This window comes from Sphingobium sp. DN12 (assembly GCF_051058005.1).
Lineage (GTDB): Bacteria > Pseudomonadota > Alphaproteobacteria > Sphingomonadales > Sphingomonadaceae > Sphingobium > Sphingobium yanoikuyae.
Genome location: NZ_CP173717.1, coordinates 4,178,777 through 4,203,928, shown reverse-complemented (window position 1 = coordinate 4,203,928; position 25,152 = coordinate 4,178,777). Strand labels below are relative to the sequence as shown.

General features: G+C 65.2%; 20 protein-coding genes and 1 riboswitch. Of the genes, 12 read left to right on the top strand and 8 right to left on the bottom strand.

What is annotated here, in order from left to right; translation table 11 throughout:
- Nucleotides 1-20: 20 nt before the first annotated feature.
- Nucleotides 21-130: riboswitch (TPP riboswitch) on the bottom strand.
- Nucleotides 131-238: 108 nt separating this feature from the next.
- The 3 genes from ACI6S0_RS19940 (at nucleotide 239) to ACI6S0_RS19930 (ending at nucleotide 3,909) form a co-directional block, all read left to right on the top strand.
- Complete coding sequence (locus tag ACI6S0_RS19940) at nucleotides 239-523, top strand: hypothetical protein (protein WP_434404079.1); 285 nt, start codon at nucleotides 239-241, stop codon at nucleotides 521-523.
- A gap of 20 nt (nucleotides 524-543) precedes the next feature.
- Nucleotides 544-2,640: a prolyl oligopeptidase family serine peptidase gene (locus ACI6S0_RS19935; protein WP_434404078.1), complete on the top strand. Its 2,097-nt coding sequence runs from the start codon at nucleotides 544-546 to the stop codon at nucleotides 2,638-2,640.
- Nucleotides 2,641-2,748: 108 nt separating this feature from the next.
- On the top strand, nucleotides 2,749-3,909 hold the full coding sequence (locus ACI6S0_RS19930) for an IS30 family transposase (RefSeq protein ID WP_434404077.1): 1,161 nt from the start codon (nucleotides 2,749-2,751) through the stop codon (nucleotides 3,907-3,909).
- Nucleotides 3,910-4,012: 103 nt separating this feature from the next.
- Here ACI6S0_RS19930 and ACI6S0_RS19925 read toward each other — a convergent pair whose 3' ends face one another.
- Nucleotides 4,013-4,453 carry a DUF6334 family protein gene (locus tag ACI6S0_RS19925; protein WP_434404076.1) on the bottom strand — a complete coding sequence of 147 codons (441 nt, stop codon included), beginning with the start codon at nucleotides 4,451-4,453 and terminating at the stop codon, nucleotides 4,013-4,015.
- A 343-nt stretch (nucleotides 4,454-4,796) separates the two neighbouring features.
- Here ACI6S0_RS19925 and ACI6S0_RS19920 point away from each other — a divergent pair, with 343 nt between their 5' ends.
- The 5 genes from ACI6S0_RS19920 to ACI6S0_RS19900 all read left to right on the top strand — a co-directional run bounded on the left by ACI6S0_RS19920 (nucleotide 4,797) and on the right by ACI6S0_RS19900 (nucleotide 12,414).
- Complete coding sequence (locus tag ACI6S0_RS19920) at nucleotides 4,797-8,129, top strand: DUF2126 domain-containing protein (protein ID WP_434405969.1); 3,333 nt, start codon at nucleotides 4,797-4,799, stop codon at nucleotides 8,127-8,129.
- 3 nt (nucleotides 8,130-8,132) lie between these two features.
- A complete protein-coding gene (locus ACI6S0_RS19915) occupies nucleotides 8,133-10,616 on the top strand; it encodes a circularly permuted type 2 ATP-grasp protein (RefSeq protein ID WP_434404075.1) in 2,484 nt (827 codons plus the stop codon).
- Nucleotides 10,613-11,518 carry a transglutaminase family protein gene (locus tag ACI6S0_RS19910; protein WP_434404074.1) on the top strand — a complete coding sequence of 302 codons (906 nt, stop codon included), beginning with the start codon at nucleotides 10,613-10,615 and terminating at the stop codon, nucleotides 11,516-11,518. Before ACI6S0_RS19915 ends, ACI6S0_RS19910 begins: the two co-directional genes overlap by 4 nt.
- Nucleotides 11,515-11,700 carry a hypothetical protein gene (locus ACI6S0_RS19905; protein WP_010335484.1) on the top strand — a complete coding sequence of 62 codons (186 nt, stop codon included), beginning with the start codon at nucleotides 11,515-11,517 and terminating at the stop codon, nucleotides 11,698-11,700. The genes ACI6S0_RS19910 and ACI6S0_RS19905 overlap by 4 nt, the downstream gene beginning before the upstream one ends.
- Nucleotides 11,701-11,805: 105 nt before the next feature.
- Entirely contained in the window at nucleotides 11,806-12,414 is a 609-nt protein-coding gene (locus tag ACI6S0_RS19900) for an SMI1/KNR4 family protein (RefSeq protein ID WP_434404073.1), read from the top strand.
- 6 nt (nucleotides 12,415-12,420) lie between these two features.
- Here the strand turns inward: ACI6S0_RS19900 and ACI6S0_RS19895 are convergent, their stop codons facing one another.
- Entirely contained in the window at nucleotides 12,421-13,791 is a 1,371-nt protein-coding gene (locus ACI6S0_RS19895; RefSeq protein ID WP_434404072.1) for a cytochrome P450, read from the bottom strand.
- Nucleotides 13,788-14,912, bottom strand: coding sequence for a hypothetical protein (locus ACI6S0_RS19890; protein ID WP_434404071.1), 1,125 nt, complete (start codon nucleotides 14,910-14,912; stop codon nucleotides 13,788-13,790). The genes ACI6S0_RS19895 and ACI6S0_RS19890 overlap by 4 nt, the downstream gene beginning before the upstream one ends.
- 21 nt (nucleotides 14,913-14,933) lie before the next feature.
- Here ACI6S0_RS19890 and ACI6S0_RS19885 point away from each other — a divergent pair, with 21 nt between their 5' ends.
- The gene (locus tag ACI6S0_RS19885; protein WP_434404070.1) at nucleotides 14,934-15,227 is read left to right on the top strand and encodes a hypothetical protein; all 294 of its coding nucleotides are present in this window, start codon (nucleotides 14,934-14,936) and stop codon (nucleotides 15,225-15,227) included.
- Nucleotides 15,228-15,232: 5 nt separating this feature from the next.
- The gene (gene kdsA, locus ACI6S0_RS19880; protein ID WP_136186036.1) at nucleotides 15,233-16,060 is read left to right on the top strand and encodes a 3-deoxy-8-phosphooctulonate synthase; all 828 of its coding nucleotides are present in this window, start codon (nucleotides 15,233-15,235) and stop codon (nucleotides 16,058-16,060) included.
- Nucleotides 16,061-16,087: 27 nt separating this feature from the next.
- Here the strand turns inward: kdsA and ACI6S0_RS19875 are convergent, their stop codons facing one another.
- From ACI6S0_RS19875 to ACI6S0_RS19860, 4 genes are all read right to left on the bottom strand, one after another.
- Nucleotides 16,088-17,353 carry a glutamate-5-semialdehyde dehydrogenase gene (locus ACI6S0_RS19875; protein ID WP_434404069.1) on the bottom strand — a complete coding sequence of 422 codons (1,266 nt, stop codon included), beginning with the start codon at nucleotides 17,351-17,353 and terminating at the stop codon, nucleotides 16,088-16,090.
- Between the two features lie 236 nt (nucleotides 17,354-17,589).
- A complete protein-coding gene (locus ACI6S0_RS19870; protein ID WP_434404068.1) occupies nucleotides 17,590-18,693 on the bottom strand; it encodes a helix-turn-helix transcriptional regulator in 1,104 nt (367 codons plus the stop codon).
- Between the two features lie 110 nt (nucleotides 18,694-18,803).
- The gene (locus ACI6S0_RS19865; RefSeq protein ID WP_010335491.1) at nucleotides 18,804-19,451 is read right to left on the bottom strand and encodes a class I SAM-dependent methyltransferase; all 648 of its coding nucleotides are present in this window, start codon (nucleotides 19,449-19,451) and stop codon (nucleotides 18,804-18,806) included.
- Nucleotides 19,452-19,591: 140 nt separating this feature from the next.
- Nucleotides 19,592-21,880 carry a CDC48 family AAA ATPase gene (locus ACI6S0_RS19860; protein WP_174320771.1) on the bottom strand — a complete coding sequence of 763 codons (2,289 nt, stop codon included), beginning with the start codon at nucleotides 21,878-21,880 and terminating at the stop codon, nucleotides 19,592-19,594.
- 337 nt (nucleotides 21,881-22,217) lie between these two features.
- Here ACI6S0_RS19860 and ACI6S0_RS19855 point away from each other — a divergent pair, with 337 nt between their 5' ends.
- Both ACI6S0_RS19855 and ACI6S0_RS19850 read left to right on the top strand, forming a co-directional pair.
- The gene (locus ACI6S0_RS19855) at nucleotides 22,218-23,102 is read left to right on the top strand and encodes a LysR substrate-binding domain-containing protein (RefSeq protein ID WP_004209412.1); all 885 of its coding nucleotides are present in this window, start codon (nucleotides 22,218-22,220) and stop codon (nucleotides 23,100-23,102) included.
- Nucleotides 23,103-23,194: 92 nt separating this feature from the next.
- Nucleotides 23,195-24,352: a GGDEF domain-containing protein gene (locus ACI6S0_RS19850; protein ID WP_004209411.1), complete on the top strand. Its 1,158-nt coding sequence runs from the start codon at nucleotides 23,195-23,197 to the stop codon at nucleotides 24,350-24,352.
- A 15-nt stretch (nucleotides 24,353-24,367) separates the two neighbouring features.
- On the opposite strand, the gene ACI6S0_RS19845 is transcribed toward ACI6S0_RS19850, so the two are convergent.
- Nucleotides 24,368-25,039 (bottom strand): glutathione S-transferase family protein, encoded by a 672-nt coding sequence (locus ACI6S0_RS19845; protein WP_004209410.1) that lies wholly within the window; start codon nucleotides 25,037-25,039, stop codon nucleotides 24,368-24,370.
- Nucleotides 25,040-25,152 lie beyond the last annotated feature (113 nt).

The following is a 25,152-nucleotide window of genomic DNA, read 5'->3' as shown; positions in this document are numbered from 1 at the left end:
GGCGGTGTCACGGGATGAGTGGCACAACGCGCTTCCCTCCCTACGCCAGTGTCAACTGGATCAGGTTCAGCGGGTCGCGGCCACAAAGCCGCCTCTCAACCGTCTGCGGACGGTCCCCCGGGGATATGGGCAATGGATAGCGCAAGCGCGGCGGCAGGGGAAGCCCTTCGCGAGCCGATCGCCTTGCGCCGGGGCGATGGAGACCATAATTGGAAGGATATCCAGCAAGAGGCCGATCGTGCGGAACAGCCAGCCACCCCATCCCGATTCCGAGAAGGCCCGGCGCAAGGCGTTGCGGCACGAGATGCGGATGGTGGCGGTGCGGCCGCGGCGCTGGGGGCTGTGGCTGCTGACGCTGGGCGCACTGCTGCTGATCCTGCCCTCGGCCTTTGGCGTTCACAGCCTGATGGGCTGGTCGCCGATGCTGCTGGGGCTGGTCGCCTGCGCCGCGGCACTGCCGCTGCTGGTGGCGGGGGCGGTGTTGCGGCGGCGTTACCTGCGGGGACAGCTCGCGCAGGATTGAGGACAATGAGGGGGGGCACAATGAAGAGGTTTTTGACGATGGTTTCTGCTGCCCTGCTGACCGGCGCTGCTGCGCCCGCCCCCGCGCCTGCCGACGATCCGTTCGTCTGGCTGGAGGACTGGACCGGGCCGCGCGCAATGCAGTGGGTGGAGGCGGAGAACAAGGCGACCGTCGCCACGCTGCAGGGCGATCCGCGCTATGCCGGCTATTTCAAAGACGCGCTGGCGATCGCATCGGCCAAGGACCGGATCGCCATGCCGATGCTGATCCATGGTCGCATCTATAATTTCTGGCGCGACGCCGACCATCCGCAGGGCGTGTGGCGATACACGTCCGAGGCCGATTATGCGGCGGCGTCGCCGAGCTGGACGACCGTGCTGGACCTGGATGCGCTGTCGAAGGCGGAAGGCAGGAAATGGGTGTGGAAGGGCGCGACCATCCTCGACCCCGAGGAACGGATCGCGCTGCTGGCGCTATCGGACGGCGGCGAGGATGCGGTGCGGCTGCGCGAGTTCGACCTGATCGACGGCAAGTTCGTGCCGGGCGGGTTCGACATTCCCAACGCCAAGCAGAATGCCGAATGGCTGGACAAGGATAGGCTGCTGCTGTCGCGCGACTGGGGCGCGGAAAGCCTGACCAAGTCGGGCTATCCCTTTGTCATCAAGACACTGAAGCGCGGGCAGAGGCTGGAGGACGCGCAGGAAGTGTTTCGCGGCGCGGCGAGCGACCAGCTGATGTCGATGCCGATCCTGCTGAGCGATGGACAGGGCAATAGGGCGGCCTTCCTGTTTCGCGGCGTCACCTTCTTCGGCAACGAGACCTGGCTGCTGACGGCGCAGGGGACGAAGCGGCTGGCGCTGCCGGCCAAGAGCCAGCTGCAGGGCATGGTCGACGGGCAGGTGCTGATCCAGACCAGTGAAGCCTGGACCAGCGGCGGCGTGACCGTGCCAGCGGGGGCGCTGGCAAGCGTGGCGCTAAATACCTTGCAGGAGGGCGGGGTGCTGACGCCCGAGATATTGTTCGCGCCGACACCGCGCCAGTCGATCGACGGAGTGGTGGCGACGCAGAATCGGGTCGTGCTGAGCCTCAACGACAATGTGCGCGGGCGGGTGCGGGTCTATGCGCGCGGGGCCACGGGATGGACCGCGCAGCCGGTCGACCTGCCCGACAATGCGACGATCAGCACGGTTGCCGCGTCCGACAAGAGCGACAAACTCTATCTGAGCGTCGCAGGCTTCCTGGCGCCGACGACGCTGTGGGCGATGGACGCGGCTGATCCCAAGCCTGTGCAGGTGAAGGCGATGCCCGCGCGCTTCGATGCTGCGGGCCTTGTGGTCGAACAGTTCGAGGCGGTGTCGAGCGACGGGACCAAGATTCCCTATTTCATCGTCCACAAGAAGGGGATGACGCCCGACGGCAGCACGCCGACGATCATGACCGCCTATGGCGGCTTCGAGGTGCCGATGACGCCCAGCTATGCCGCGATCACCGGCAAGCTGTGGCTGGAGCGGGGCAATAGTTTCGTGCTGGCCAATATCCGGGGCGGCGGCGAGTTCGGCCCGGCCTGGCATGAGGCGGGCCTCAAGACCAGGCGCCAGATCATCTATGATGATTTCGCGGCGGTGGCGCAGGATATCTTCGCGCGCAAACTGTCCAGCCCGCAGAAGTTCGGCATCTATGGCGGGTCCAATGGCGGGCTGCTGATGGGGGTGGAATTCAACCAGCATCCCGAGCTGTGGAACGGGGTGGTGATCCAGGTGCCGCTGCTCGACATGATCCGCTATGAACAGATCGCGGCCGGCGCGTCCTGGGTCGATGAATATGGCAGCGTGTCGGTGCCCGAGGAAAAGGCGTTCCTCGAGAAGATTTCGCCCTATGCCAATATCCGCAAGGGAGTGGCCTATCCCACGCCCTATATCTGGACCACGACCAAGGACGACCGGGTCGGGCCACAGCATGCGCGCAAGTTCGCCGCGCGGCTGAAAGACTATGGCCTGCCCTATCTCTTCTACGAGGACACCGCCGGTGGCCATTCGGGCGACGCCGATATCGAACAGGGCGCGCGGTTGCAGGCGATGCAGATGGTCTATTTCAGCCAAAGGCTGGAGGGGAAATAGGGGCTAGGCCGCGTAGACAAATTCAGCGCGCGCCGAATGGCCGGGATGGTGGTGGGTTCAACGGGTGGCGGCAACACTTTAATCTTTTGGGGAAGATGGAGTGTCGCGATGAAGCAACGTCGTCGGATCTATTACACGGCCAGCCAGCGAGCGGAGATATGGGATCGCTGGCAGCGCGGGGAATCGATGAGTTCGATCGGGCGAAGGTTTGATCGAGCGTCATCGTCGGTATTTTCGGTGATTTCGCCGACCGGCGGCATCCGGCCCGCCGATCGCAAGCGTGGCAGTCGTGCGCTGAGCCTTGCCGAGCGGGAGGAGATATCGCGGGGCCTGAGCGTCAGGGAACCCTTGCGTGCGATAGCCCGGCGACTGGGCCGCTCGCCCTCGACGATCAGTCGCGAAGTCAGGCGTAATGGCGGTGTTGCACGGTATCGGGCGACGGCGTCCGATCAGGCGGCATGGGACCGTGCCTTGCGGCCCAAGCCCTGCAAGCTGGCTTGCTCGCCGTCACTGGCACAGGCAGTATCGGTCAAGCTGCGCCGCAAATGGTCACCGGAACAGATTGCGGGGTGGCTCAGGCGCAGCTTTCCCAAGGAGCCGCATAGGCAGGTGTCGCACGAGACCATCTACAGTAGCCTGTACATACAGGCACGCGGGGTTCTGAAGAAGGAACTGCTGGAGCATCTGCGCGCCCGACGCACCATTCGCAGGTCGCGGCACGCCAGCCTCAAGCGCAATGGCCTCGGACAGATCAAGGATGCCGTGTCGATCAGCGAGCGTCCCGCGTCGATCGAGGACCGCGCCATTCCCGGCCACTGGGAAGGCGATCTGATCGGAGGTGCGAAGAACAGCTACATCGCCACGCTGGTCGAACGGCATTCGCGCTATGTGATGCTGGTCAAGGTCGCCAACAAGGATACGAGGAGCGTCGTGTCGGCGCTGATCAGGCAGACGCAGCGCCTGGCGCGCGAACTCTACAAGTCGCTCACCTGGGATCGCGGCAAGGAACTGGCCGATCATCCGCGCCTCTCACTGGCTACCGATGTCGAAGTCTATTTCTGCGACCCGCAATCGCCCTGGCAGCGCGGCTCCAACGAAAACACCAACCGCCTGCTACGGCAATATTTCCCCAGAGGAACTGATCTGTCGCTATACAGCCAGGCCAAGCTGAGTGCCGTTGCACGGCAGCTCAACGAACGGCCAAGGAAAACGCTCGAATATCAAACGCCCGCAGAGCGTTTCCAAGCATGTGTTGCCGCCACCCGTTGAACCCACCGTGGTTAGGCGACGGTCCGGTTTGGAGGAGATGATCGACCATAGCTGATGCTGCGCGAAGAAGAATCGTTCGGCAACAATCGCCCCATAGTGGACGTCAAGCCCGGCGTGGCGCTAGGTCGAAGCACATCAGTGAAGAGGCCTCCGCCAAGAAAGTGCATCGGGGCGTGAGGGCATCGGGGACCGCATCGCCGAACGCGACGGTAAAGCTGTCTTTGTAACCTTGAGAATTGATCCCGATCCAAGACCATCCAAGGGGCTTGGCAACCGCGAAATCAAACGACGGGATCCTCTCCCATCCGCCACCACAGGGCAGGGCTGCGCGAGCAACAATAACTTGGTCGGTGTCTGGCTCCACCGTTACCACAACAGCCGTGGTTCCTACGCAAATTGCAACTGAAGCCCAACGTGCAGACCCATCATCCATAACGGTGGCGTCTAGCCCGAGCACATCGGTAACTTGCTCATGCGCGACTTCATCCCAATCGAAACGGAAAGAAACATGCTCTACCATACGAAATGGTAACTCGTCGGGCATCCGCCTTCCAACAGATTTCGCTATTCGACGTTCAACCTGCCATCTTAATGAGCGTCAGGTTCAGGGATACGGATGGCAATGATCGAGCGACCGACTTTGGTCGCTCCCTGCCAATCACGACCTGCATCATCCTGACGGAAGTCAGGATCCATTCGACGTTACACCCGCGCGAAAGCGCTGAATGGATCCCGGATCAAGCCTGCCCTGAGCCTGTCGAAGGGTCCGGGATGACGTCGGTTAAATGAGGGGATGGCCGGGCTGACGCGAACGGAAATTGCGAGAATCTTTGGCGAAGCGACAGTTTCGCATTGCATTGCAGCAAAGCGTGGTTTCTGATCGCATCATGCTCAAGGCCGCGCTGCACCACCTGACCGCCTATCGCTATAGCCGCCCGATCCGTCTGGGTCCGCAAGTGATAAGATTGCGGCCCGCGCCGCACAGTCGCACCAAGATCCCCAATTATGCGCTGAAGATCGAGCCGGCGAACCATTTCCTCAACTGGCAGCAGGACCCGCACGGCAACTGGCTGGCGCGGATCGTCTTTCCCGATCCGGTCGATCATTTCAGTATCGAGGTCGACCTGCTGGCCGATCTGGATATCATCAACCCGTTCGACTTCTTCGTCGAACCCTATGCGGAAAATTATCCCTTCACCTATGACGAGACGCTGGGGACGGACCTGGCGGCCTATTATGACGTCGAGGCGCAGGGGCCGTTGTTCGAGGCGCTGGTCGCGCAGCATGCGTCGTTCGAGGGGCGGACGATCGACTTCCTGGTCGATGTGAACAGCAAGCTGCAACAGCGCATCGGCTATGTCATCCGCATGGAAACCGGGGTGCAGACGCCCGAGGAGACGCTGGACATCGGCACCGGATCGTGCCGCGATTCGGCCTGGCTGCTGGTGCAGCTGCTGCGACGCCTCGGCTTTGCCGCCCGCTTCGTGTCGGGCTATTCGATTCAACTTGTCGCCGACGTCGAGCCGATCGAAGGGCCCAAGGGCGTCACCCAGGACGTGGTCGACCTGCATGCCTGGGCGGAGGCCTATGTGCCCGGCGCCGGCTGGATCGCGCTTGATGCGACCAGCGGCATGTTTGCGGGCGAGGGGCATATTCCGCTCTGCGCCACGCCCCATTATCGGTCCGCAGCCCCGATCAGCGGCATGGCCGAACCGGCCGAAGTCGATTTCAATTTCGCCATGAATGTCAGCCGCATTGCCGAGGCGGTGCGGATCACCAAGCCCTTTACCGAAGGGCGCTGGGCGTCGCTGATGGCGCTGGGCGAGCAGGTGGACGCGGACCTGATCGCGCAGGATGTGCGACTGACCACCGGCGGCGAGCCGACCTTCGTCGCGGTCGACGATCCGCAGGCGGGCGAATGGAATGGCGATGCCGTCGGCCCGACCAAGGCGGGCTATGCCGACCGGCTGATCCGGCGGCTGCGCGACCGCTTCGCGCCGGGCGCGCTGCTGCATCATGGCCAGGGCAAATGGTATCCGGGCGAAAGCCTGCCGCGCTGGGGCTATTCGATCTACTGGCGGGCGGACGGCGTGTCGATCTGGCGTGACGCCGGGCTGATCGCGGGCGAGCTGGAGGCGGGCGACAAGGCCATCAGCGCCGAGGATGCCGGCCGCTTCCTGACCGCCATGGCGGACGGGCTGGGGGTCGAGACGGACTTCGTCCAGCCGGTGTATGAGGATGCGCTGGCCTGGTCGGTGAAGGAGGCGGAACTGCCCGCCAATACCGAGCCGGGCGACCCCAAGTTCGACAATCCCGAGGAGCGCAGCCGGATGGTGCGTGCGTTCGAGGGCGGCCTTAGCAAGACGGTCGGCTATGTGCTGCCGATCCAGCGCTGGCAGACGCAGGCGAGTGCGCCGCGCTGGCAGAGCGAGGTGTGGAAGGTGCGGCGCAAGGCGCTGTTCGCGGTGCCGGGGGATTCGGCACTGGGATACCGCCTGCCGCTGGGCACCCTGCCCTATGTGCCGCCGTCCGATTTCCCCTATATCCACCCGCAGGACACGAGCGAACCGCGCGAACCGCTGGCAGATTATCGTGCTGAAGCGGAAGCCCCGGCCGAGCGGTTCGAGCGGTCCGAAGTCGCCGCCGCCGAGCATCAGGACCGGCAGGAACAGGTGTTCATCGAAGGGGCGGTGCGCACCGCCGTCACGGTCGAGCCGCGCGGCAATTTCCTGTCGGTCTTCATCCCGCCGGTGAAGACGCTGGACGATTATCTGGAGTTGATTGCGCAGGTCGAGAAGGTGGCCGAGGCGACGCGCATCCCGGTGCGGATCGAGGGCTATGCGCCGCCATCCGACCCGCGCGTCAATGTGCTGAAGGTGACGCCCGACCCCGGCGTGGTCGAGGTGAATATCCAGCCGGCGACAAGCTGGGCCGAGACGGTGGCGATTACCCAGGGCGTCTATGAGGATGCCCGCGAGGTGAAGATGACCGCCGACAAGTTCATGGTCGATGGCCGGTCGGTCGGCACCGGCGGCGGCAATCATCTGGTGCTGGGCGGGGCGAGCGTGAACGACAGCCCGTTCATCCGCCGGCCGGACCTCTTGAAGAGCTTCGTCCTCTACTGGCAGCGGCACCCCTCCCTCTCCTACCTGTTTTCCGGCCTGTTCATCGGCCCGACCAGCCAGGCGCCGCGCATCGACGAGGCGCGGCACGACAGCCTCTATGAGCTGGAGATCGCGCTGGCACAGGTGCCCAATCCGGTGCGCGACGGCGAGGACAAGCTGCCGCCGCCCTGGCTGGTGGACCGATTGTTCCGCAACCTGCTGGTCGACGTGACCGGCAACACCCATCGCACCGAAATCTGCATCGACAAGCTGTTCTCGCCCGATGGCCCGACCGGGCGCCTGGGCCTCGTCGAGTTTCGCGGGTTCGAGATGCCGCCAGACCCGCAGATGAGCCTGGCCCAGCAATTGCTGCTCCGCGCGCTGACCGCCTGGTTCTGGCGCGAGCCGCAGCAGGGCAATCTGGTGCGCTGGGGCACGGCGCTGCACGACCGATTTTTCCTGGGCCATTTCGTCTGGGCCGATTTCCTGGAGGTGCTGAACGACCTGCGCCAGGCGGGCTATGATTTCGATCCCAACTGGTTCGAGGCGCAGCGCCAGTTCCGCTTCCCGGTGCATGGCAGCGTGGAGGCTGGCGGCGTCGGGCTGGAAATCAGCCATGCGCTGGAGCCGTGGAACGTGCTGGGCGAGACCGGCGCGATCGGCGGCACGGTGCGCTATGTCGACAGTTCGACCGAGCGGTTGCAGGTGCGCGTGTCGGGCCTGATCGCCGGGCGCCATATCGTCAGCTGCAATGGCCGGCGAGTGCCGATGACGCCGACCGGCGTGCCGGGCGAGGCGGTGGGCGGCGTGCGGTACAAGGCATGGGCGCCGGCCAATTGCCTGCACCCCAACCTGCCCGCCAATGCGCCGCTGACCTTCGATATCTTCGACAGCTGGAGCGGGCGGTCGCTGGGCGGCTGCGTCTACCATGTCGCCCATCCGGGCGGGCGCAATTATGACGATGTGCCGATCAACAGCTATGAGGCGGAGGCGCGGCGCAAGGCGCGGTTCCAGGATCATGGCCATACGCCTGGCCCGGTCGACATGCCGCCGGCCGAACCCCCGAGCGAATTTCCGATGACGCTGGACCTTCGGTTCAGGCATCCCGAATATTAGAGGATGACCGACTCGCCTGTCCTGCCGGGTCTCGAAGCGTCCGGCTGGGCCGGCGACTATCTGGCGCGCGCGTCGGGTGGCGACCTGTTCGCCGGGGCGCCGGCGGAAATGGCGCCACGCTGGCGGGCGATGCTGGATCGATTGTCGGAACAGGGACAGGGTGATCCCGCGACGCTGGCCGGCAATGTCGAGCGGCAGGCGCAGGATCTGGGCCTGGCGTTCCGCCTGACCGGCGACGAGCAGGAGCGGCCCTGGCCGCTGAGCCCGATCCCGATGCTGATCGGCGCGGGCGAATGGACCCGGATCGAGCAGGGGCTGATGCAGCGGGCCGAGCTGCTGGAGCGGGTGATCAGCGACATCTACAGCACCCAGAGCCTGGTGCGCGAGGGCAAGCTGCCCGCCGCCGTGGTGACCGGCAGCCCGCATTATTGGCGGGTGATGACGGGAGCGGCGCCGCCGCGCGGCCATTATCTCCATTTCTATGCCGCCGATCTGGGGCGCGGGCCGGATGGCGAATGGCGCGTGCTGGCCGACCGGGTGCGCACGCCCGTGGGTGTCGGCTATGCGCTGGAGAACCGGCTGGCGCTGTCGCGCGCGACCGGCGACCTGCTGGGCGCGATGAACACAAGGCGGCTGGCGCCCTTCTTCGCCGACCTGCGCCGGGGCCTGGCGGTTGATTGCCAGCGCGCCGATCCGCGCATCGGCCTGCTGACACCGGGCCGGTTCAACCAGAGCTATGCCGAACAGGCGCATCTGGCCCGTTATCTGGGGCTGATGCTGGTCGAGGGCGATGACTTGATCGTCAGCGACGGGCGCCTGTTCGTGCGCACGATCGAGGGGCTGAAGCGGATCGACGGGCTGTGGCGCTGGATGGACAGCCGCTTCCTCGACCCGCTGGCGTTCGACGGGGAATCGCGGATCGGCGTGCCCGACCTTTATGATGCCTGCGCGCGCGGCGGGCTGATGGTCAGCAACTGGCCGGGCGCGGGCGTGATCGAGGCACGGGCCTTTGCCGCCTTCCTGCCGCAACTGGCGAAAGCATTGCTGGGCACCGAATTGCTGCTGCCCAATATTGCCACCTGGTGGTGCGGGCAGGAGCGCGAGCGCGGCCATGTGGCCGGCCATCTGGACGCATTGCTGGTCGCTTCGGCGTTCGACCGGGACGCGGCGGGGCTTGGCTCGGCGCGATCGGTGCAGGGATCGACGCTGGATGCGGACCAGCGCGCGACCTTGCTGGAGGCGATGGCGCGGCGGCCGATGGACTATGTCGGGCAGGAGGTGGTGAAATTGTCCACCACTCCGGCGATCGTCGGCGGGCGCCTCACCCCCCTGCCCTTCACCCTGCGCGTGTTCGTGGCGCGAGATGGCCTCGGCCAATGGCGGATCATGCCGGGTGCCTTCGCGCGGCTGGCCGCCCATGGCGATATCCGTGCCGCGCTGATGGGCGAGGGCGACATGTCGGCCGACATGTGCGTGATCGACAGCCAGCCGGTGCCGCCCGATACGCTGCTGGGCGATGGCGGCGCGCCGGCAATCCGGCGGATCGGCGGGCTGTTGCCGACCAAGGCGGCGGACAATCTCTATTGGCTGGGCCGCTATATCGAGCGGACCGAGATGACGCTGCGGGTGATCCGCGCGGTGGTGGGCGAATCGATCGAGGTCGATATGGGGCCGTCGTCGGATTCGCCGACCATGGCGCGGCTGGCGGGGCAGCTTGCCCTATGGGGCGCCACCGGCAACGCGGCGCAGCCGGTCGGCGCGCTGTGCGCGCAGGCGCTGGGCGATGCGCGCCAGTCCGGCAGCGTGCGCGCGCTGATGGGCGTGGTCGCCAATATCGGCGAGGGGCTGCGCGATCGGCTGGCGACCGATTTCTGGCGGCTGGTGCGCCTGCCGCTGCCCACGTTCGACGGGGCGGTGACCGAGACGCTGCTGGATGCGGCGTCGCGGATGATCGAGCGGATTTCGGCGCTGTCGGGGCTGGCGGCGGAGAATATGGCGCGCACCGAAGGATGGCGCTTCCACGATATGGGGCGGCGGATCGAGCGGGCGATCACCGGATGCCGGCTGACATTGCTGCTGGGCAGCGACTGGGCATCGGCCGACGACCTGACCGTGCTGCTCGACCTGCATGACAGCCAGATCAGCTATCGCAACCGCTATCTGACCGGCCCGTCGCTGCCACCCGTGCGCGATCTGGTGGCGCTGGAGCCGCAAAATCCGCGCTCGATCGCCTATCAGGCGCAGCGCATCGCCGAGCATGTCGCTGCCCTGCCCACACTGCGCGGCGACGGCATGCCGGAGGAACCGCAGCGGCTGGCCGGGGCGCTGGCGGCGACGCTGGCGCCGCTGACCGGCGACATGCTGACCATGGCGGCGCTGACCGATATCGAAAGCCGGCTGCTCGCCTTGTCCGACGCGATCGGCCAGCGCTATTTCCTGCAGGTCCGCAAGACGGAAAAGGTCGAGGGCGCAGAGCTGCTGTCATGATCTACCATGTCCGGCACAGAAGCATATTGCGCTATGGCGCGCCGGTGCGGGTCGCCCGCTTCAATGTGCGACTGCGGCCGATGGCCTGGGCCGGGCAATGGACCGCCGACTATGCGTTGAGCGTCGATCCCGCGCCGCTGTCGATCGAGGCGCGGCCGGGCGCCTGGCCGGTGCATGTCGAGCGGCTGGTGATCGACCAGCCATTGCGGCAATTGACGATCGAGAGCCGGTTCCGCGCCGGGGTGGCGGGCGGCGCGCCGATCCTGCCGCAGGCGGACGACCCCAGCATCGCCATGGTGGCGCGCGCCGCGCTGGCCGATCGCGACATCAGCGCCTCTGCCCCCGCGCAATTCCTCTATGCCTCGCCCCGCGCGCCGATGCTGGACGCGATCGGCAACTGGGCGGGTGCGATGCTGGCGCCCGACCGGCCGATCGTCGCGGCGGCATGGGAACTGGCGCAGCGGATCAAGGCGGAGTTTGCCTATGATCCCAGCGCCACCGATGCCGGCACGCCGGTGGCCGACGCCTTTGCCGCGCGCCATGGCGTGTGCCAGGATTTCGCCCATGTGATGGTGGTGGCGCTGCGCCTCGCTGGCCTGCCCGCCGCCTATGTCAGCGGATACCTCCGCACCTATCCGCCGCCGGGCATGCCCCGGCTGGTCGGCGCCGACGCCATGCATGCCTGGGTGATGCTGTGGTGCGGGCCGACGCGCGGCTGGATCGGCTTCGATCCCACCAATGGCGTCATCACCGGCGAGGATCATCTGTTCATCGCCATGGGCCGCGACTATGCCGATGTCGCGCCGATGGACGGGTTGTTCGTCGGCGGATCGGGCCAGAGCATCAGTGTAGCCGTCGATGTCGTGCCCGAGGACGAACAACCAAAAGAGGAAGTCGCATGATCGCCGCCATCATCCTGGTCCTGGCCGGCCTTTACTGCCTGGCGCGCGGCGTCATGGATCTGCGCGCGAAACGGTGGGTGTGGGGCGTACTGGGCATCGTCGCGGGAATCGCGATCATGGCGGCACCGATCCCGACGCAATCCGTCAGCGTCGACCTGCCGATGGCGCAGGGCGGGAAGTGATCGACGCCATCAACCGACGCTGGCAGGGCAAGGAGCGGGATGCCGGGTCAAGCCCGGCATGACGGGTGACTTGACTGGTCCGATGCGCCATCCCATCGCCTGCTTATGCAAACGCCACCCTTCGCGAAAACATTGTTCAAATGCGATGATCCAACTTCGCTGAAATTGGAGAATGGCAACCGGTTCATCCGGAAATTGCCCGATGATCGTTCTCTGGGCTATTTGCACAAACTCTTTACACCGCTTGATGATGCAGGCCTGGAAAGCCTTCACCAAGCCCTTGAGCAACCGCTCCCAGCAGAGTTCACCAGCTTTCTCCAATGGTCGAATGGCGCCAGTCTGTTCGATAAGAGGATATATCTGTTTGGGCTGATCGGAAGCCTCTCCCGCGATCTTTCGCCAGAAAAGCAGCAGCCCATATCGATCGACGACAATAATCGGATCTTTGCGGCGACGAACGGCGCGCGCTGGGCCGACGGCTGGCGCGTCATCGGATCAGTCGTTGGCTGGAGCAGTTCCTATGCCATCGAACTCCATCGTGACGGTCGTTGCGCGATCACATCGGAGCAAGTTGCACGCTCCATGCCTTCATTCTCGCAATGCCTCTCGACAGTCATCGATCGGGTCGATGCCTGTTTTTCATGCGATGGAATCATCGATCGCAGTCACGCCGAGTTGGAGAGTGCTTTGGCGAGCCTCGTCCACCCCCAATAGTCCCGGTTACCCCACCCGCTCGAACAGCAGCTTCATGCCGGTCCTGGGGCGGATGGTGAGGCGGCTGATGGGTTCGGGTTTGAAGCCGGCGGGCATGGTGAGGCGGTAGCGGCGGATGACCGAGGCGATTACCGTCATCACCTCCTGCTGGGCGAAGCCGGCGCCGACGCAGACGCGCGGGCCGCGACCGAAGGGGAACCAGGCCTGTTTCACCATGTCGGCATTGGCGGGATCATCGAACCGGTCGGGATCGAAGGCGTGCGGACAGGCCCAGTTGTCCTTGTTGCGCTGGGTCAGCCAGGGCGCGACGACCAGCATCGATCCTTCTTCCAACTGCTTGTCCCGCATCTCCATCGGGCAGGTGACTTCGCGCGGGAAGAAGGCGACCGGCGGGTAGAGGCGCAGCGTTTCGCGGAAGATGTTGCGGACATGGCCCATATCTTTGAGCATCGGCGCGGTCAGCACTGCGTCGCCGGCGATGCCGGCCACTTCGGCGCGGACCCGATCCTGGATATGGGCGCATTCGGCGAGCATGTAGAGCGCCCAGGTCATGGTGCTGGCCGAGGTTTCATGGCCGGCAAGGAAGATGGTCGAGACCTGTTCCATCACCTGTTCGCAGGTGAAGTGAGCGCCGGTCTGCGCATCCTGCACCTCGATCAGCGACTGGAGAATGTCGCGATGGGGCGCCTCGCCCCGGCCATGATAGCCTTCGTAACGGGCCTCGACGATCGGGCGGAACACGTCATGGATGGCGCGGGCCGGCCCTTTCGAGCGCTTTTCGAACCAGCCGGCGGGGATGCCGTAGAGGCGCAGCATCGAGGCCGAATGGGCGAGCCGCTGGAACCGGCCGAAGGCGGTGTGGATGATGTTGGAGCGTTCTTCGTCCAGCGTCTGCGAGAAGAGGGTGCGGAAGATGATGTCGGCCGCGACATGGGTCATCATCGGGTCGATATCGACCGGCTTTGATCGATCCGCCGCGTCGAGCCGGGCGAGCAGATCGTCGGCGGCGGCGACCATCAGCGGCATAGAGCGATTGAGCGCGGTATGGGCGAAGGCGGGATTGACCATCGCCCGCTGGCTTTCCCAATCCTCGCCATTGGCGGAGAAGACCGAATTGCCGATCAGCGGATCGAGATTGCGGACCAGTTCGCTATGCTTGGGGAAGGCGGTGCCGCCCTTGAGGATCTTGTCCACCAGTGGCAGTTCGTTGGCGATATACATGGTCTGACCCGGCATGCGGATCTCGCCCATCTTCATCGTGTAGCTCTTGTCGAACAGCACATGGATCCAGCTGTGCCAGCCGCGCAGGAAGCGTTTGACGAGGCCGCGCTTCGATTTGGGCGGCTCGGGATAGGGCGGCGTGAAGGGCGCGCTCACGGGATCGTCCGGAAGGCGGCGACGGCTTCGTCCACGGTGCGGCGGCCGGCGGTCAGGCTCACGAAATCCAGCGGCGACAGGCGGTCGCCGACCCTGAGATAATCGAAATGCGCCTCATATTTGTTGGACCAGCCCCCGTGATAATTTTCGGCCAAGTAGAAGAGATGGAAACGCGGCGATAGCATGTCCACCCGCGCGGCAAATTGATCGGCGACAAGGCGCAGCGGATTGACGTTGTAATAGGCCGCGCCGTCGGGCGGGGAGCTGATGTCGACATAGCGGAAAGGCTGGTCGGCGAGGGCTTTCAGGTCCGCATGATACCAGCCGGCATCGCGGCGCAGGCCGATGACCGGCACCACCTGCCCCATGCCGACCATGACGAAATGATCGGGCAGCGCACCGTTACGTATGGCAAGGATGCGGCGCAGCAGGCTCATGCCCAGGATCGTGCCGGCGCTGTGGGTGACGAGCTGGATCTCGTCCCAGTCGCCATCCAGCTCCGCCGCGATGCGGGCGGCGAACTGGTCGAGCCGGGCATTGAGTTCGTCCCCCGGCCCGTCGGCGGCGAGCGCGCCATGATAGGTCATGAAGCGCAGCAGCCAGGGCACGACCAGCTTGTCGAGGATGCGGCCGGAGAAGAAGGCGCTGATGCCGATGCCGACCAGCGCACTGGCCCAGAAGGGCAGCAGCAGCGACAGCAGCAGCGCCGGGACCAGCGCCAGCAGCAGCGGGATCAGCACCGCCAGGATCGGCGGATAGAGGATGGTGATGACCGGGCCGCGGCGCAATTTGCGCATCCGGCCGAACTGCATCAGCCGGGCATGGCCGGCATAGGCACGGGCGGCGCGCCAGGCGAGGGTGAAGGGATGGCGGATCCAGACCTTGCCGATCAGGTCTTCCCAGCGGAGATATTCATAATCGGTCTCGACCCCGGCGCTGGCGTTGGTGACGGTCCAGAGCGCCGAGTTGGCGGGGCCGGCGCGGCGCGCGCTGACCTCCACCGCTTCGCCGGTCAGCGCGGTGTAGCGGGCCGCCTGATCACGATAGAGCTGGTGATAGAAACGGACGCCGCGCGGGTCGAAACCACCCAGGTAGAAGACTTTACGCTTGAATTTCTGCACTGCCCCGGTCCTAATCGGGACATGACCACGCCCGAACGCGACTACTGCTATTTCATAGACCATCGCAAATACAACCGGAATGTCGGCTGTCGGAAGCATGACAATATGTATGGCATCAATGGCGGCGGCAGCGAGCGCGACCGCTGGCGTGCCGACATGACATTCTATCGCCATATGAAGGCCAATGGCGATCCGATGGCGCTGCCCTCGCTGCTCGCCTGCCTGAGCTTTGGCTGGTTCTGCTGGAATTATCATCCCGGCAAGGGGCTATGGCGCGGACAATTGTTGCGCCGCTTCGCAAAGGCGCCCAAGTGAGCGGCATGAGCGATCCCAAGCATGTGAAGGTCGGCCCGGTCACCTTCGGCAACGACCTGCCCTTCGTCCTGATTTCCGGCCCCTGCCAGATCGAAAGCCGCGACCATGCGCTGTTCATGGCCGATGCGCTGGCCAAGGCGGCAGCGGATGCGGGCGTGCCCTTCATCTTCAAGAGCAGCTTCGACAAGGCGAACCGCACGTCGGTGAGTGGCAAGCGCGGCGTCGGCATCGACGCGGGGCTGGCGATCCTGGCCGAGGTGAAGGCGGTGCTGGGTTGCCCGGTGCTGACCGACATTCATGGGCCAGAACAGGTGGAAGCGGCGGCGCAGGCAGTGGATATATTGCAGATCCCGGCCTTTCTGTGTCGCCAGACCGACCTGCTGATCGCGGCGGGGAAGACCGGCGCGGTGATCAACGTCAAGAAGGGGCAGTTCCTGGCCCCCTGGGACATGGCAGCGGTGGCACAGAAGGTCGCGTCGACCGGCAATGAGCGCATATTGCTGACCGAGCGCGGCGCGAGCTTCGGCTATAACACGCTGGTCAGCGACATGCGCGCGCTGCCGGTGATGGCGGAAACCGGCTATCCGGTCGTGTTCGACGCCACCCATTCGGTGCAGCAGCCCGGCGGGCTGGGATCGGCCTCCGGTGGCCAGCGCGACTATGCGCCGCTGCTGGCGCGCAGCGCGGTGGCAGCGGGCGTGGCGGCGATCTTCGCCGAGGCGCACGAAGACCCGGACAATGCGCCCTCGGACGGGCCGGTAATGCTGAAGCTCGACTGGGTCGGGCCGATGCTGAAGCAGTTGAAGGCGATCGATACGGTGGTGAAGGGGTAGGTTTCCCCCTCACCCCCGAAAAACGCCTTACGGTCGGGCCTGGCCGCGACCGCGCACGATCCATTTATAGGTGGTGAGCCCTTCGAGCGCGACCGGGCCGCGCGCGTGGAGCCGGCCGGTCGAAATGCCGATTTCCGCACCCAGGCCGAACTCGCCACCATCGGCGAATTGGGTCGAGGCGTTCCACATCACGATTGCGCTGTCGACGGCATTGAGGAAGCGCTCGGCCACCGCCGCATCCTCGGTGATGATCGCGTCGGTATGATGGCTGGCATGGGCGGCGATATGGGCGATCGCCTCTTCCACGCCGTCGACCAGCCGGATCGAGACGATGGCGTCGAGATATTCGGTGTCCCAATCCTCGTCGCTGGCGGCGACCACGCGATCGTCCATCGCCTGCACCGCCTCGTCACCGCGCACTTCGCATTTGGCGTCGAGCAGTGCCTTCACCAGCGCGGGGGCATGCGCATAGGCGCGGTCGATCAGCACCGTTTCGGTCGAACCGCAGACACCGGTGCGGCGCAGCTTGGCATTGAGGACCAGGCTTTCCGCCATGGCGGGATCGGCCGCGCCATCGACATAGCCGTGGTTGATGCCGTCGAGATGGGCGAGCACGGGCACCCGCGCCTCTTCCTGCACGCGCGCGACCAGGCTCTTGCCGCCACGCGGCACGATGAGGTCGACGAAATCCGATGCGCGCAGCAGCGCGCCGACCACGGCGCGATCGGTGGTGGGGACAAGCTGCACCGCATCGGCGGGCAGGCCGGCAGCGGCGATCCCCTCCGCCATGGCGGCGTGGATCGCGCGGTTGCTTTCCTTCGCCTCGCTGCCGCCACGCAGGATCACGGCATTGCCGGCGCGCAGGCAGAGGGCAGCCGCGTCCGCGGTGACGTTGGGGCGGCTTTCGTAGATGATGCCGATAACGCCCAAGGGTACGCGGACGCGGCTCAATTCCAGCCCATTGGGGCGCACGCTGCTGTCGATCACGCTGCCGAGCGGATTTTCGAGCATCGCGACCTGATCGACGCCGGCGGCCATGGCGGCAATCCGGTCCTCGTCCAGCCGCAGCCGGTCGAGCATCGCGGCGGACAAGCCATTGTCGATGCCATTGTCCATGTCGCGCGCATTGGCGGCGAGGATGGCGGGCGCCTGATCGCGCAGCGCCTGGGCAGCGCGGCGCAGCGCGTCGACCTTCTGCGCGTCCCCGGCTGGCGCGAGCAGGGCGGCGGCGCGGCGCGCACGCGCGCCCATCTGCGCGATCAGCATTTCGGGGGTCTGCGTCAGGTCGTTCATTGGTAATCTCGCTTCAAATCCGGCAGCGGCTTAGCACGAAAATGTCGCGGGACGGAACCCTGACGAAGTATGGGGAGACAGGAAGAGATGCCGGCGGCCGACCCATGGGTCGCATATGGATCGGCCGTCGGCAGGCAAGATGCTCCTGCCCCGTCGAATCATCTAGCCGTTCGACGAAGCCGGCGCATACCCCGATCGGGGTAAATTGCGCAATTCACGCAATAAAAATCCGGATGTCAGCTGCTCATCATCCCGACGATGCGGACAAGCTGCGATTCCCGGTTGCACCCCGTCTTGTCATAGATGGAGCGCAACTGGGCCTTGAGCGTCTCGGCCGAAACGCCGCGGCGCTGGGCAATGTCCGCACGACTCATCCCGGCGGCCAGATGGATGGCAATATCCGCTTCGGCCGGTGTCAGGCGGAAGGTGCGCATGAGCAGGCGAACATGGCGCTCGGTCGGCGCGCCGACGCGGGCGACGATGATTGCATGCGGCGCGAAGGGCAGCGACCAGGGCCGGGACGGCAGCGGGAAAAATTCCAGCATGATGCCCACGCCCCCATCGGCGTCGGCCAGCGCCACCGGATCGGCCTCCCGCGCGGGCGCGTCGACCACGGCCCGGACCGAACGCAGGATGGCGCGCGTCTCAACGCTCCGTTCGCTCTGCAACCAGCCATCACCGACCCGCAGCCGGCTGGTGGAGAGCAGGGCTTCGGCGCGCGGCGTCATGCCCCCTACCCGCCCCGTCGCGTCGAGCAGCCAGCAGGCGCGGTCCATGGTTTCGAACGTGCCGGCCAGCAGCGCGAACCCCTGATGCTCGATCGCGCGCTGCAACCGCACGGCGTTGCGGGCATGGCCGGCGACATGGGCGAACAGGTCGCGCTGGTCCTGATCGGTCCGGCCATCCTTGCGACCACGCAAGAGGGCCAGGCCGATCATCATGTCGGGACCAGCGAAAAGCCGGGTCTGGCAGCCATCGAAAATATCATAATCGCTGCACAGATCGAGATAGTCGGCAGAACGCAGGCTCTGCCGGGCGATGTCATAATGGGCTTCGTGGACGATGTCGGGGCGCCCGGACAATTGATCGGCCGCGACGCGGAAATTGAGATCGGGCGCGGCCCCATCGATGGTTGCCGACTTGTCGACAATATCCGGCTCTACATCACTGATCCAGTTGAAGCCGGCAGCTCCATGGCCAAAGCCGATCAACTGACCATGGCGCGACCCCGTCGCCTGCGCCATCGCACGGATCGCCTGATCCCACAGATGCGGCTCCAGCGCAGCCGACAGAAAGAGGTCGGCCCACGGGTCGCTGCCTTCGGCGTAATAAGACGCCATATAACCCCCTTGTCCCCAGGCAATTGGTTGCCCAAGTCGATCGCGGAGTCAAACGCGCAGCAGGCCGAATTACGTAATTTCTGCCAGATATTGATACAGATCAGGAAAGGTCAGGCCGCCTGGGCCAGCGCCTCGTCCTTGGCCGCGCGGAACAGGCGGCAGGGCGGGATGTTGCGCCATTCCAGTTCGTCGCTGACCTGGCCGAACAGCGGGTCGATCAGGCGGCGGACATAGCGCGAATATTGGTAGATGATGAAGCTGCCGCCCGGCCGCAGCACCGCGCGCGTTTCTTCGCAGATGGTTTCGCCCACGCCCGCCGGCAGGGTGGAAAAGGGCAGGCCCGAAAGGACATAGTCGGCCTTCTGATAGCCCGCTTCCTTGACGAAGCGGCGCACGTCGGCGGCCGAGCCATGGACGACGCGCAGGCGCGGATCGTCGATCGCATCCTCCAGATAGGCGACGAAATCGAGATTGAGGTCGATCGCCAGCAGGATCGCGTCGGGATGCATGCGATCGAGAATGGCCTGGGTGAAGGTGCCGACACCCGGACCATATTCGACGAAAAGGCGGGTCCGTGCCCAGTCGACGCCGTCCAGCGAGCGCGCGACCAGTTGCGACGAGGAGGGGATGACCGAACCGATCATGCCGGGATGCTTCATGAACTGGCGGAAGAACATGGCCCACTGGCTGCGGAAGGAGCGGCTGCCACCGCGCGTCGAAATCCTGGTCTTCTTGTCTTTGAACGGTAGGGAGGCCATCAAAATCCGCCTGACTGACTAACAGAATCGGCCTCGCAAAATTGATGTCCGCTGGCAAGCGGCTTTGCGCGCCATGGGATAGAACGCGTGGCCAGGCGATGGGTTCACCCACCGTCGGCCACGCGCTTATCCCAAGTCCATCAGCGTTCGCGGGCGCGCAGCATGCCGGGCGCGATGAAGCCGATCGGATCGACCTGCATCGCGCTCTGCTTCAAGGTCGCCTGGATCTGCTCATATTCCCGCTCCATTTCCGGCGTGACCGAGGCGCGGGTTTCCTCCAGCGCCGCCTCGAAATGGGCCATGGTGACGGCTTCGACCCGCAGCGACTGGCGCAGCGCGATGAGGCCCGCCCGACGGGACAGATCCTCCAGGTCCGCGCCAGTGAACCGCTCCGTCCGGGCCGCCAGCTGATCCAGATCGACGTCGGACGCCAGCGGCATCTTCTTGGTATGGATCGCCAGGATGCGCTTGCGCCCGGCCTGGTCGGGCACCGGCACATAGATGAGTTCATCGAAACGGCCGGGGCGCAGCAGCGCCGGATCGACCAGGGTCGGCCGGTTGGTGGCGCCGATGACGACCACCGACTGCAATTCCTCCAGCCCGTCCATTTCGGCGAGGATGGTGTTGACCACCCGCTCCGTCACCGCCGGCTCGCCCAGGCCACCGCCACGGGCGGGGACCAGGCTGTCCAGTTCGTCGATGAAGATGACGGTCGGCGCCACCTGTCGCGCGCGGGCGAACAGGCGGGCAATCTGCTGCTCGCTCTCGCCATACCATTTGGACAGGAGGTCGCTCGATTTGGTGGCGATGAAATTAGCCTGCGCCTCACGCGCGACCGCCTTGGCCAGCAATGTCTTGCCGGTGCCCGGCGGACCATAGAGGAGGAAGCCCTTGGCCGGGCGGATACCCAGGCGCCGGAAGGCGTCGGGATCCTTGAGCGGCAGTTCGACCCCTTCCTTGAGGCGCATCTGCGCATCGTCGAGGCCGCCAATGTCGGCCCAGCCGATATTGGGCGCCTGCACCATCACCTCGCGCATGGCCGAGGGCTGGACCCGCTTGATCGCCGAGAGGAAATCCTCCCGCGTGACGGACAGATCCTCCAGCACGTCGGGCGGGATCGTGCCCTCCTCCAGATTGAGGCGCGGCATCAGCCGGCGCACCGTCTCGATCGCGGCCTCGCGGGTCAGTGCGGCGAGATCGGCGCCGACAAAGCCATAGGTCATGCGCGCCAGTTCGGCGAGATCGACCCGGTCGCCCAGCGGCATGCCGCGGGTGTGGATGCCCAATATCTCGCGCCGGCCGCGTTCGTCGGGGACGCCGACGACGATTTCGCGGTCGAACCGGCCGGGACGGCGCAGCGCCTCGTCGATCGCCTCGGGCCGGTTGGTGGCGGCGATGACGACCAGATTGGTGCGCGGCTCCAGCCCGTCCATCAAGGTCAAAAGCTGGGCAACCAGGCGCTTTTCCGTCTCGCCGGTGACCTGGCCGCGCTTGGGCGCGATCGAGTCGATCTCGTCGATGAAGAGGATGGAGGGCGCCGCCTTGGCCGCTTCCTCGAAAATGTCGCGCAGCTTCTTTTCCGACTCGCCATAGGCAGAGCCCATGATTTCCGGCCCGTTGATGAGGAAGAATTCGGCTTCCGATTCATTGGCGACGGCGCGGGCGAGCCGGGTCTTGCCGGTCCCCGGCGGGCCATGGAGCATCACCCCCTTGGGCGGATCGACGCCCAGCCGCTCGAACAATTCGGGATAGCGCAGCGGCAACTCGACCATCTCCCGCAGCTGGTCGATGGTTTCGGCCATGCCGCCGACATCATCATAGGTGACATCGGCGCGGCGGGAATCGCGCGGTTCCTCATATTCCGCGCGCAGCTCCACCTCGGTCTCGGCATCGATATGGACGATGCCCTTGGGCACGGTCGACACCACGATCAGGCGGATTTCCTGCAGCGCATAGGCCGGCGCCGCCAGCATCTGGCGCAGATGGGGTGGCATGTCGCCGGGCGGCACCTGTTGCTGGCCGGCGGTGGCGACGACATCGCCCGCGACCAGGGGCCGCTGAAAGAAAACGCGCTTCAGCGCATCGGGATTGCCCTGGAGCCGGAGATTATTTTGTGCAGGCGCGAACACGACGCGCTGGGCGGGGCGCGGATCGATCTTGCGCAGCTGGACGAAGTCGCCCGAGCCGACGCCGGCATTGGCGCGCTGCAAACCATCCAGCCGCAACACGTCCAGACCTTCATCTTCCTTGTAGGGGCGCACCACCCTTGCCGGAGTCGAGCGCTTGCCGACAATCTCGACAACATCGCCTTCGGCCAGTTGCAATTCGGCCATTACCGTCAGCGGAAGCCGCGCCAAACCGCGCCCGGCATCCTCCGGCCGCGCATTGGCGACCTGAATCCTGCGTCCGCTGCTGTCCTGATCGGCCATGGTCATCCCCGTCCTTTTGGTTGCGAAACGAAGATAGGTAACGCCGGGGGTGAGGGAAAGGGGCCGTGCTTCGTTATGCCCGGAACAAAAAAAGGGCCAGCGCAAGCGCCAGCCCGGAAAGTTTATAGGAGAGGATGCCTGAAAGGCCTTTCCTATGTGCGCTGCAGCAGGTAATTTTGCAAGTGCGAAAAGAATCGGGTGGTTGCAATTTTTGCATCTTGCCATTTGCCGCGTTTTCCTGCTCATTGCAGGTCAGGATGCTTGAACCGGGGAAGCGCGCCGTTCGATAATGACAGATGATGCGACGCAGCGGACCGGCTTATAGAATTTGACGATTATGCGCAGATTGCCGCCTCTTACGGCCCTGGAGGCCTTTGTTCAGGTTGCCCGCCTTGGCTCGGTCAAGGCGGCTGCCGAGGAACTCGCTTTGTCGACGCCGGCGCTGAGCCGCCGCGTCCAGGCGCTGGAGCGATTCATCGGGCGCCCGCTGTTCGACCGCAAGCATCAGGCGCTGGAGATCAATTCCGAAGGCCAGCGGCTGCTCGACGACATCGCCCCGGCGCTGGATTCGCTCAGCCAGGCGCTGGAGAATATCCAGAGCGGCGGCAACCAGTTGCGCCTGCGCCTGGCGGTAATGCCGCTGTTCGCGACGCAGCGCCTGTTCCCGCATCTGGGCCGGCTGCGCCAACAGCACCCGCAGCTGCATATCGACATCGAAACGACGCCCCATGCGGTCGCGCGGCTGGGCGAAGGACTGGATGCGGCGATCGTGCTGGCCAGCAAGGATATCGACCCGGCGCTCTATGCCTATGAGCTGGACCATGAGCAGGTCTATCTGATCGGCCGGCGCGAAATGGTGGAAGGCCCCAATGCGCTGGCGTCGCCCAGCGAACTCGCGCAACAGACGATCCTGCTGCATCGCGACATGGCCCTGTCCTTCGACGCCTGGAAGGACGTGGCGGGCATTCCCGACCTGCAGCCGCTGGCGATCGACAATTATGATTCGGGCCAGCTGATGCTGGAAGCCGCCGCCCAGGGACTGGGCGTGGCGGTCATGCATGCCAGCCATTTCGAACAGTCGGGCGACCCCCGGCTGATCCGGCTGTTCCCCAATATCCGTTGCGACAGCCCCTATCGCTATTATTTCGTCTGTCGCCCGCGCGCTTTGCAGACTCGGTCGGTGCGCATCTTCCGCGACTGGCTGGTGGCGGCAAATATCTGAACTTGCGTAGAAAAAGCGGCATGGATTCAAATCCCTGCCACTTTTGCCGAGCGCCCCCTTAACCTTGATCGGGCGCCTCCGTTATAAGCGGCATGACTGGGGCATCCACATCCACCGCCGGCTCGCACCATGGGCTGACCGACCGCCTTTCCCGCTGGGCCCGTGGCCTGTCCGGCAAGCCGGACGAACCGCAGGTGGAGAGCGAGCCGCGCGCGCGCGCCGGCAGCGCGGCCAGCCGCGAGATTAATCGCCGTCGTCGCCTCTATGAGGAGATTGGCGAATTTCTGTTCGCCCATGATCTGGACCTGACGCCGCTCAATTTCGGCGTGGCGCTCGACTATCTGACCGGGGCCAGCATCGGCGTGGAAAAGGCGGTGCAGGCAGTGCTGATGGAGCGCGGCAAGATCAGCAACGCCTGGATGGAATCGCTTGCCGCCAGCCAGCGCGCGGACGAGGTGACGCCCGACGCGCTCGCCTCCATGCTCGACAAGGTCGAGGAAAATCTGGACGAATTCACCGGGCTGATGACCGAATCCCGCAATTCGGCCAAGGATTATGGCGCGGCATTGCAGGAACAGGCCAAGGGCCTGGCCGCCGGCGCGGACAATGAGCCGATCCTGGCGCGGCTGGTCAGCCTGACCCGGTCGATGGTGGAAAAGACCCGTCAGGTCGAAACCCAGCTGCGCGAGAACCAGAAGCAGACCCAGGCGCTGAAATCGAGCCTGGAAACCGCGCGTCGCGCCGCCGAGCATGACCATCTGACCGGCCTGCCCAATCGCCGCGCCTTCGAGGGCGTGCTGCGCGAGGAGTTGAAGCTGGCGAAGGAAGGCGACGAGCAATTGTCGGTCGCCTTCTGCGACATCGACCATTTCAAGCTGGTCAACGACACCCATGGCCATGAGACCGGCGACCGGGTGCTGAAATTCGTCGCCGGGCTGCTGGCCAAGGCGTCCGATGACCGCTGCCATGTCGCCCGCCATGGCGGCGAGGAGTTCGTCATGCTGTTTCGCGGCAAGACGGCGGCCGAAACCTGCGAGGCGGTCGATGCGGTGCGCGAGGATCTGGCCAATCGCAGCCTGGTCAACCGCACCAATGGCGAGCGGATGGAGCGGGTGAGCTTTTCCGCCGGCGTTGCCAATGTCCTGGCCTATGACGACCCGCGCGCGGCGCTGAAGGCGGCCGACCGGGCGCTCTACCTGGCCAAGGAACATGGCCGCAACCGGGTCTATCTGGCCGCCGAAGCGGACTAGGCCGCCCCGTGATCGTCAGAAATCCGGCTTTTCATAATGGGTCGGCGGGGTGATGACTTCCATCCGTTCGGACAATAGCGGGCGAAAGGAGGGGCGTGACTTGAAGCCAGCATACCAGCGCTTGACCGGCTCATGCCCGGCCCAGTCGATGCCGCCCAGATAATCCGCCACCGACAGATGCGCCGCCGCCGCGATATCGGCGAGGCTGAGCGTGCCGCCGGCCATCCAGCTGCGATGGTCGAGCAGATAATCCATATAGTCCATATGGACGTTGGCCCGGCGCATCGCTTCGCGCAGGACGCGGGCGTCGGGCGAGACACGCTCGATCAGGCGCTTCTTCATCCGCTCATGCAGCAACGGGCCGACGACATCGCCGTAGAAATTCTGGTCGAAGAAGGCGGTCAGGCGCCGCACTTCCGCCCGACCCGCTGCCGTGCCGGAAATGAGCGGGAATTTTTCGACCGTTTCCTCGAAATATTCGCAGATCGCCTGGCTGTCGATCAGCGTTACGCCCTTTTCCTGGTCGACGACCACCGGGGTGGTGCCGGCCGGATTGAGATCCAGAAACTCGTCGCGCATTTCCCAGGGAGATTCGCGCACCAGATCATAGCCGATGCCTTTCTCGCCAAGCAGCAGACGGACCTTGCGGGAGAAGGGACAGAGCGGGAATTGGAAAAGTTGCCACATATGATCTTCTGTTAGGCCGGGGCCGCGCGCCGGGAAAGGCGCAAAAACACAGAAACGCGGCGAAACGCGCATCGCCCCTTTAAGTCGTGCTGCGCGCCTCCTACAACCTGCTG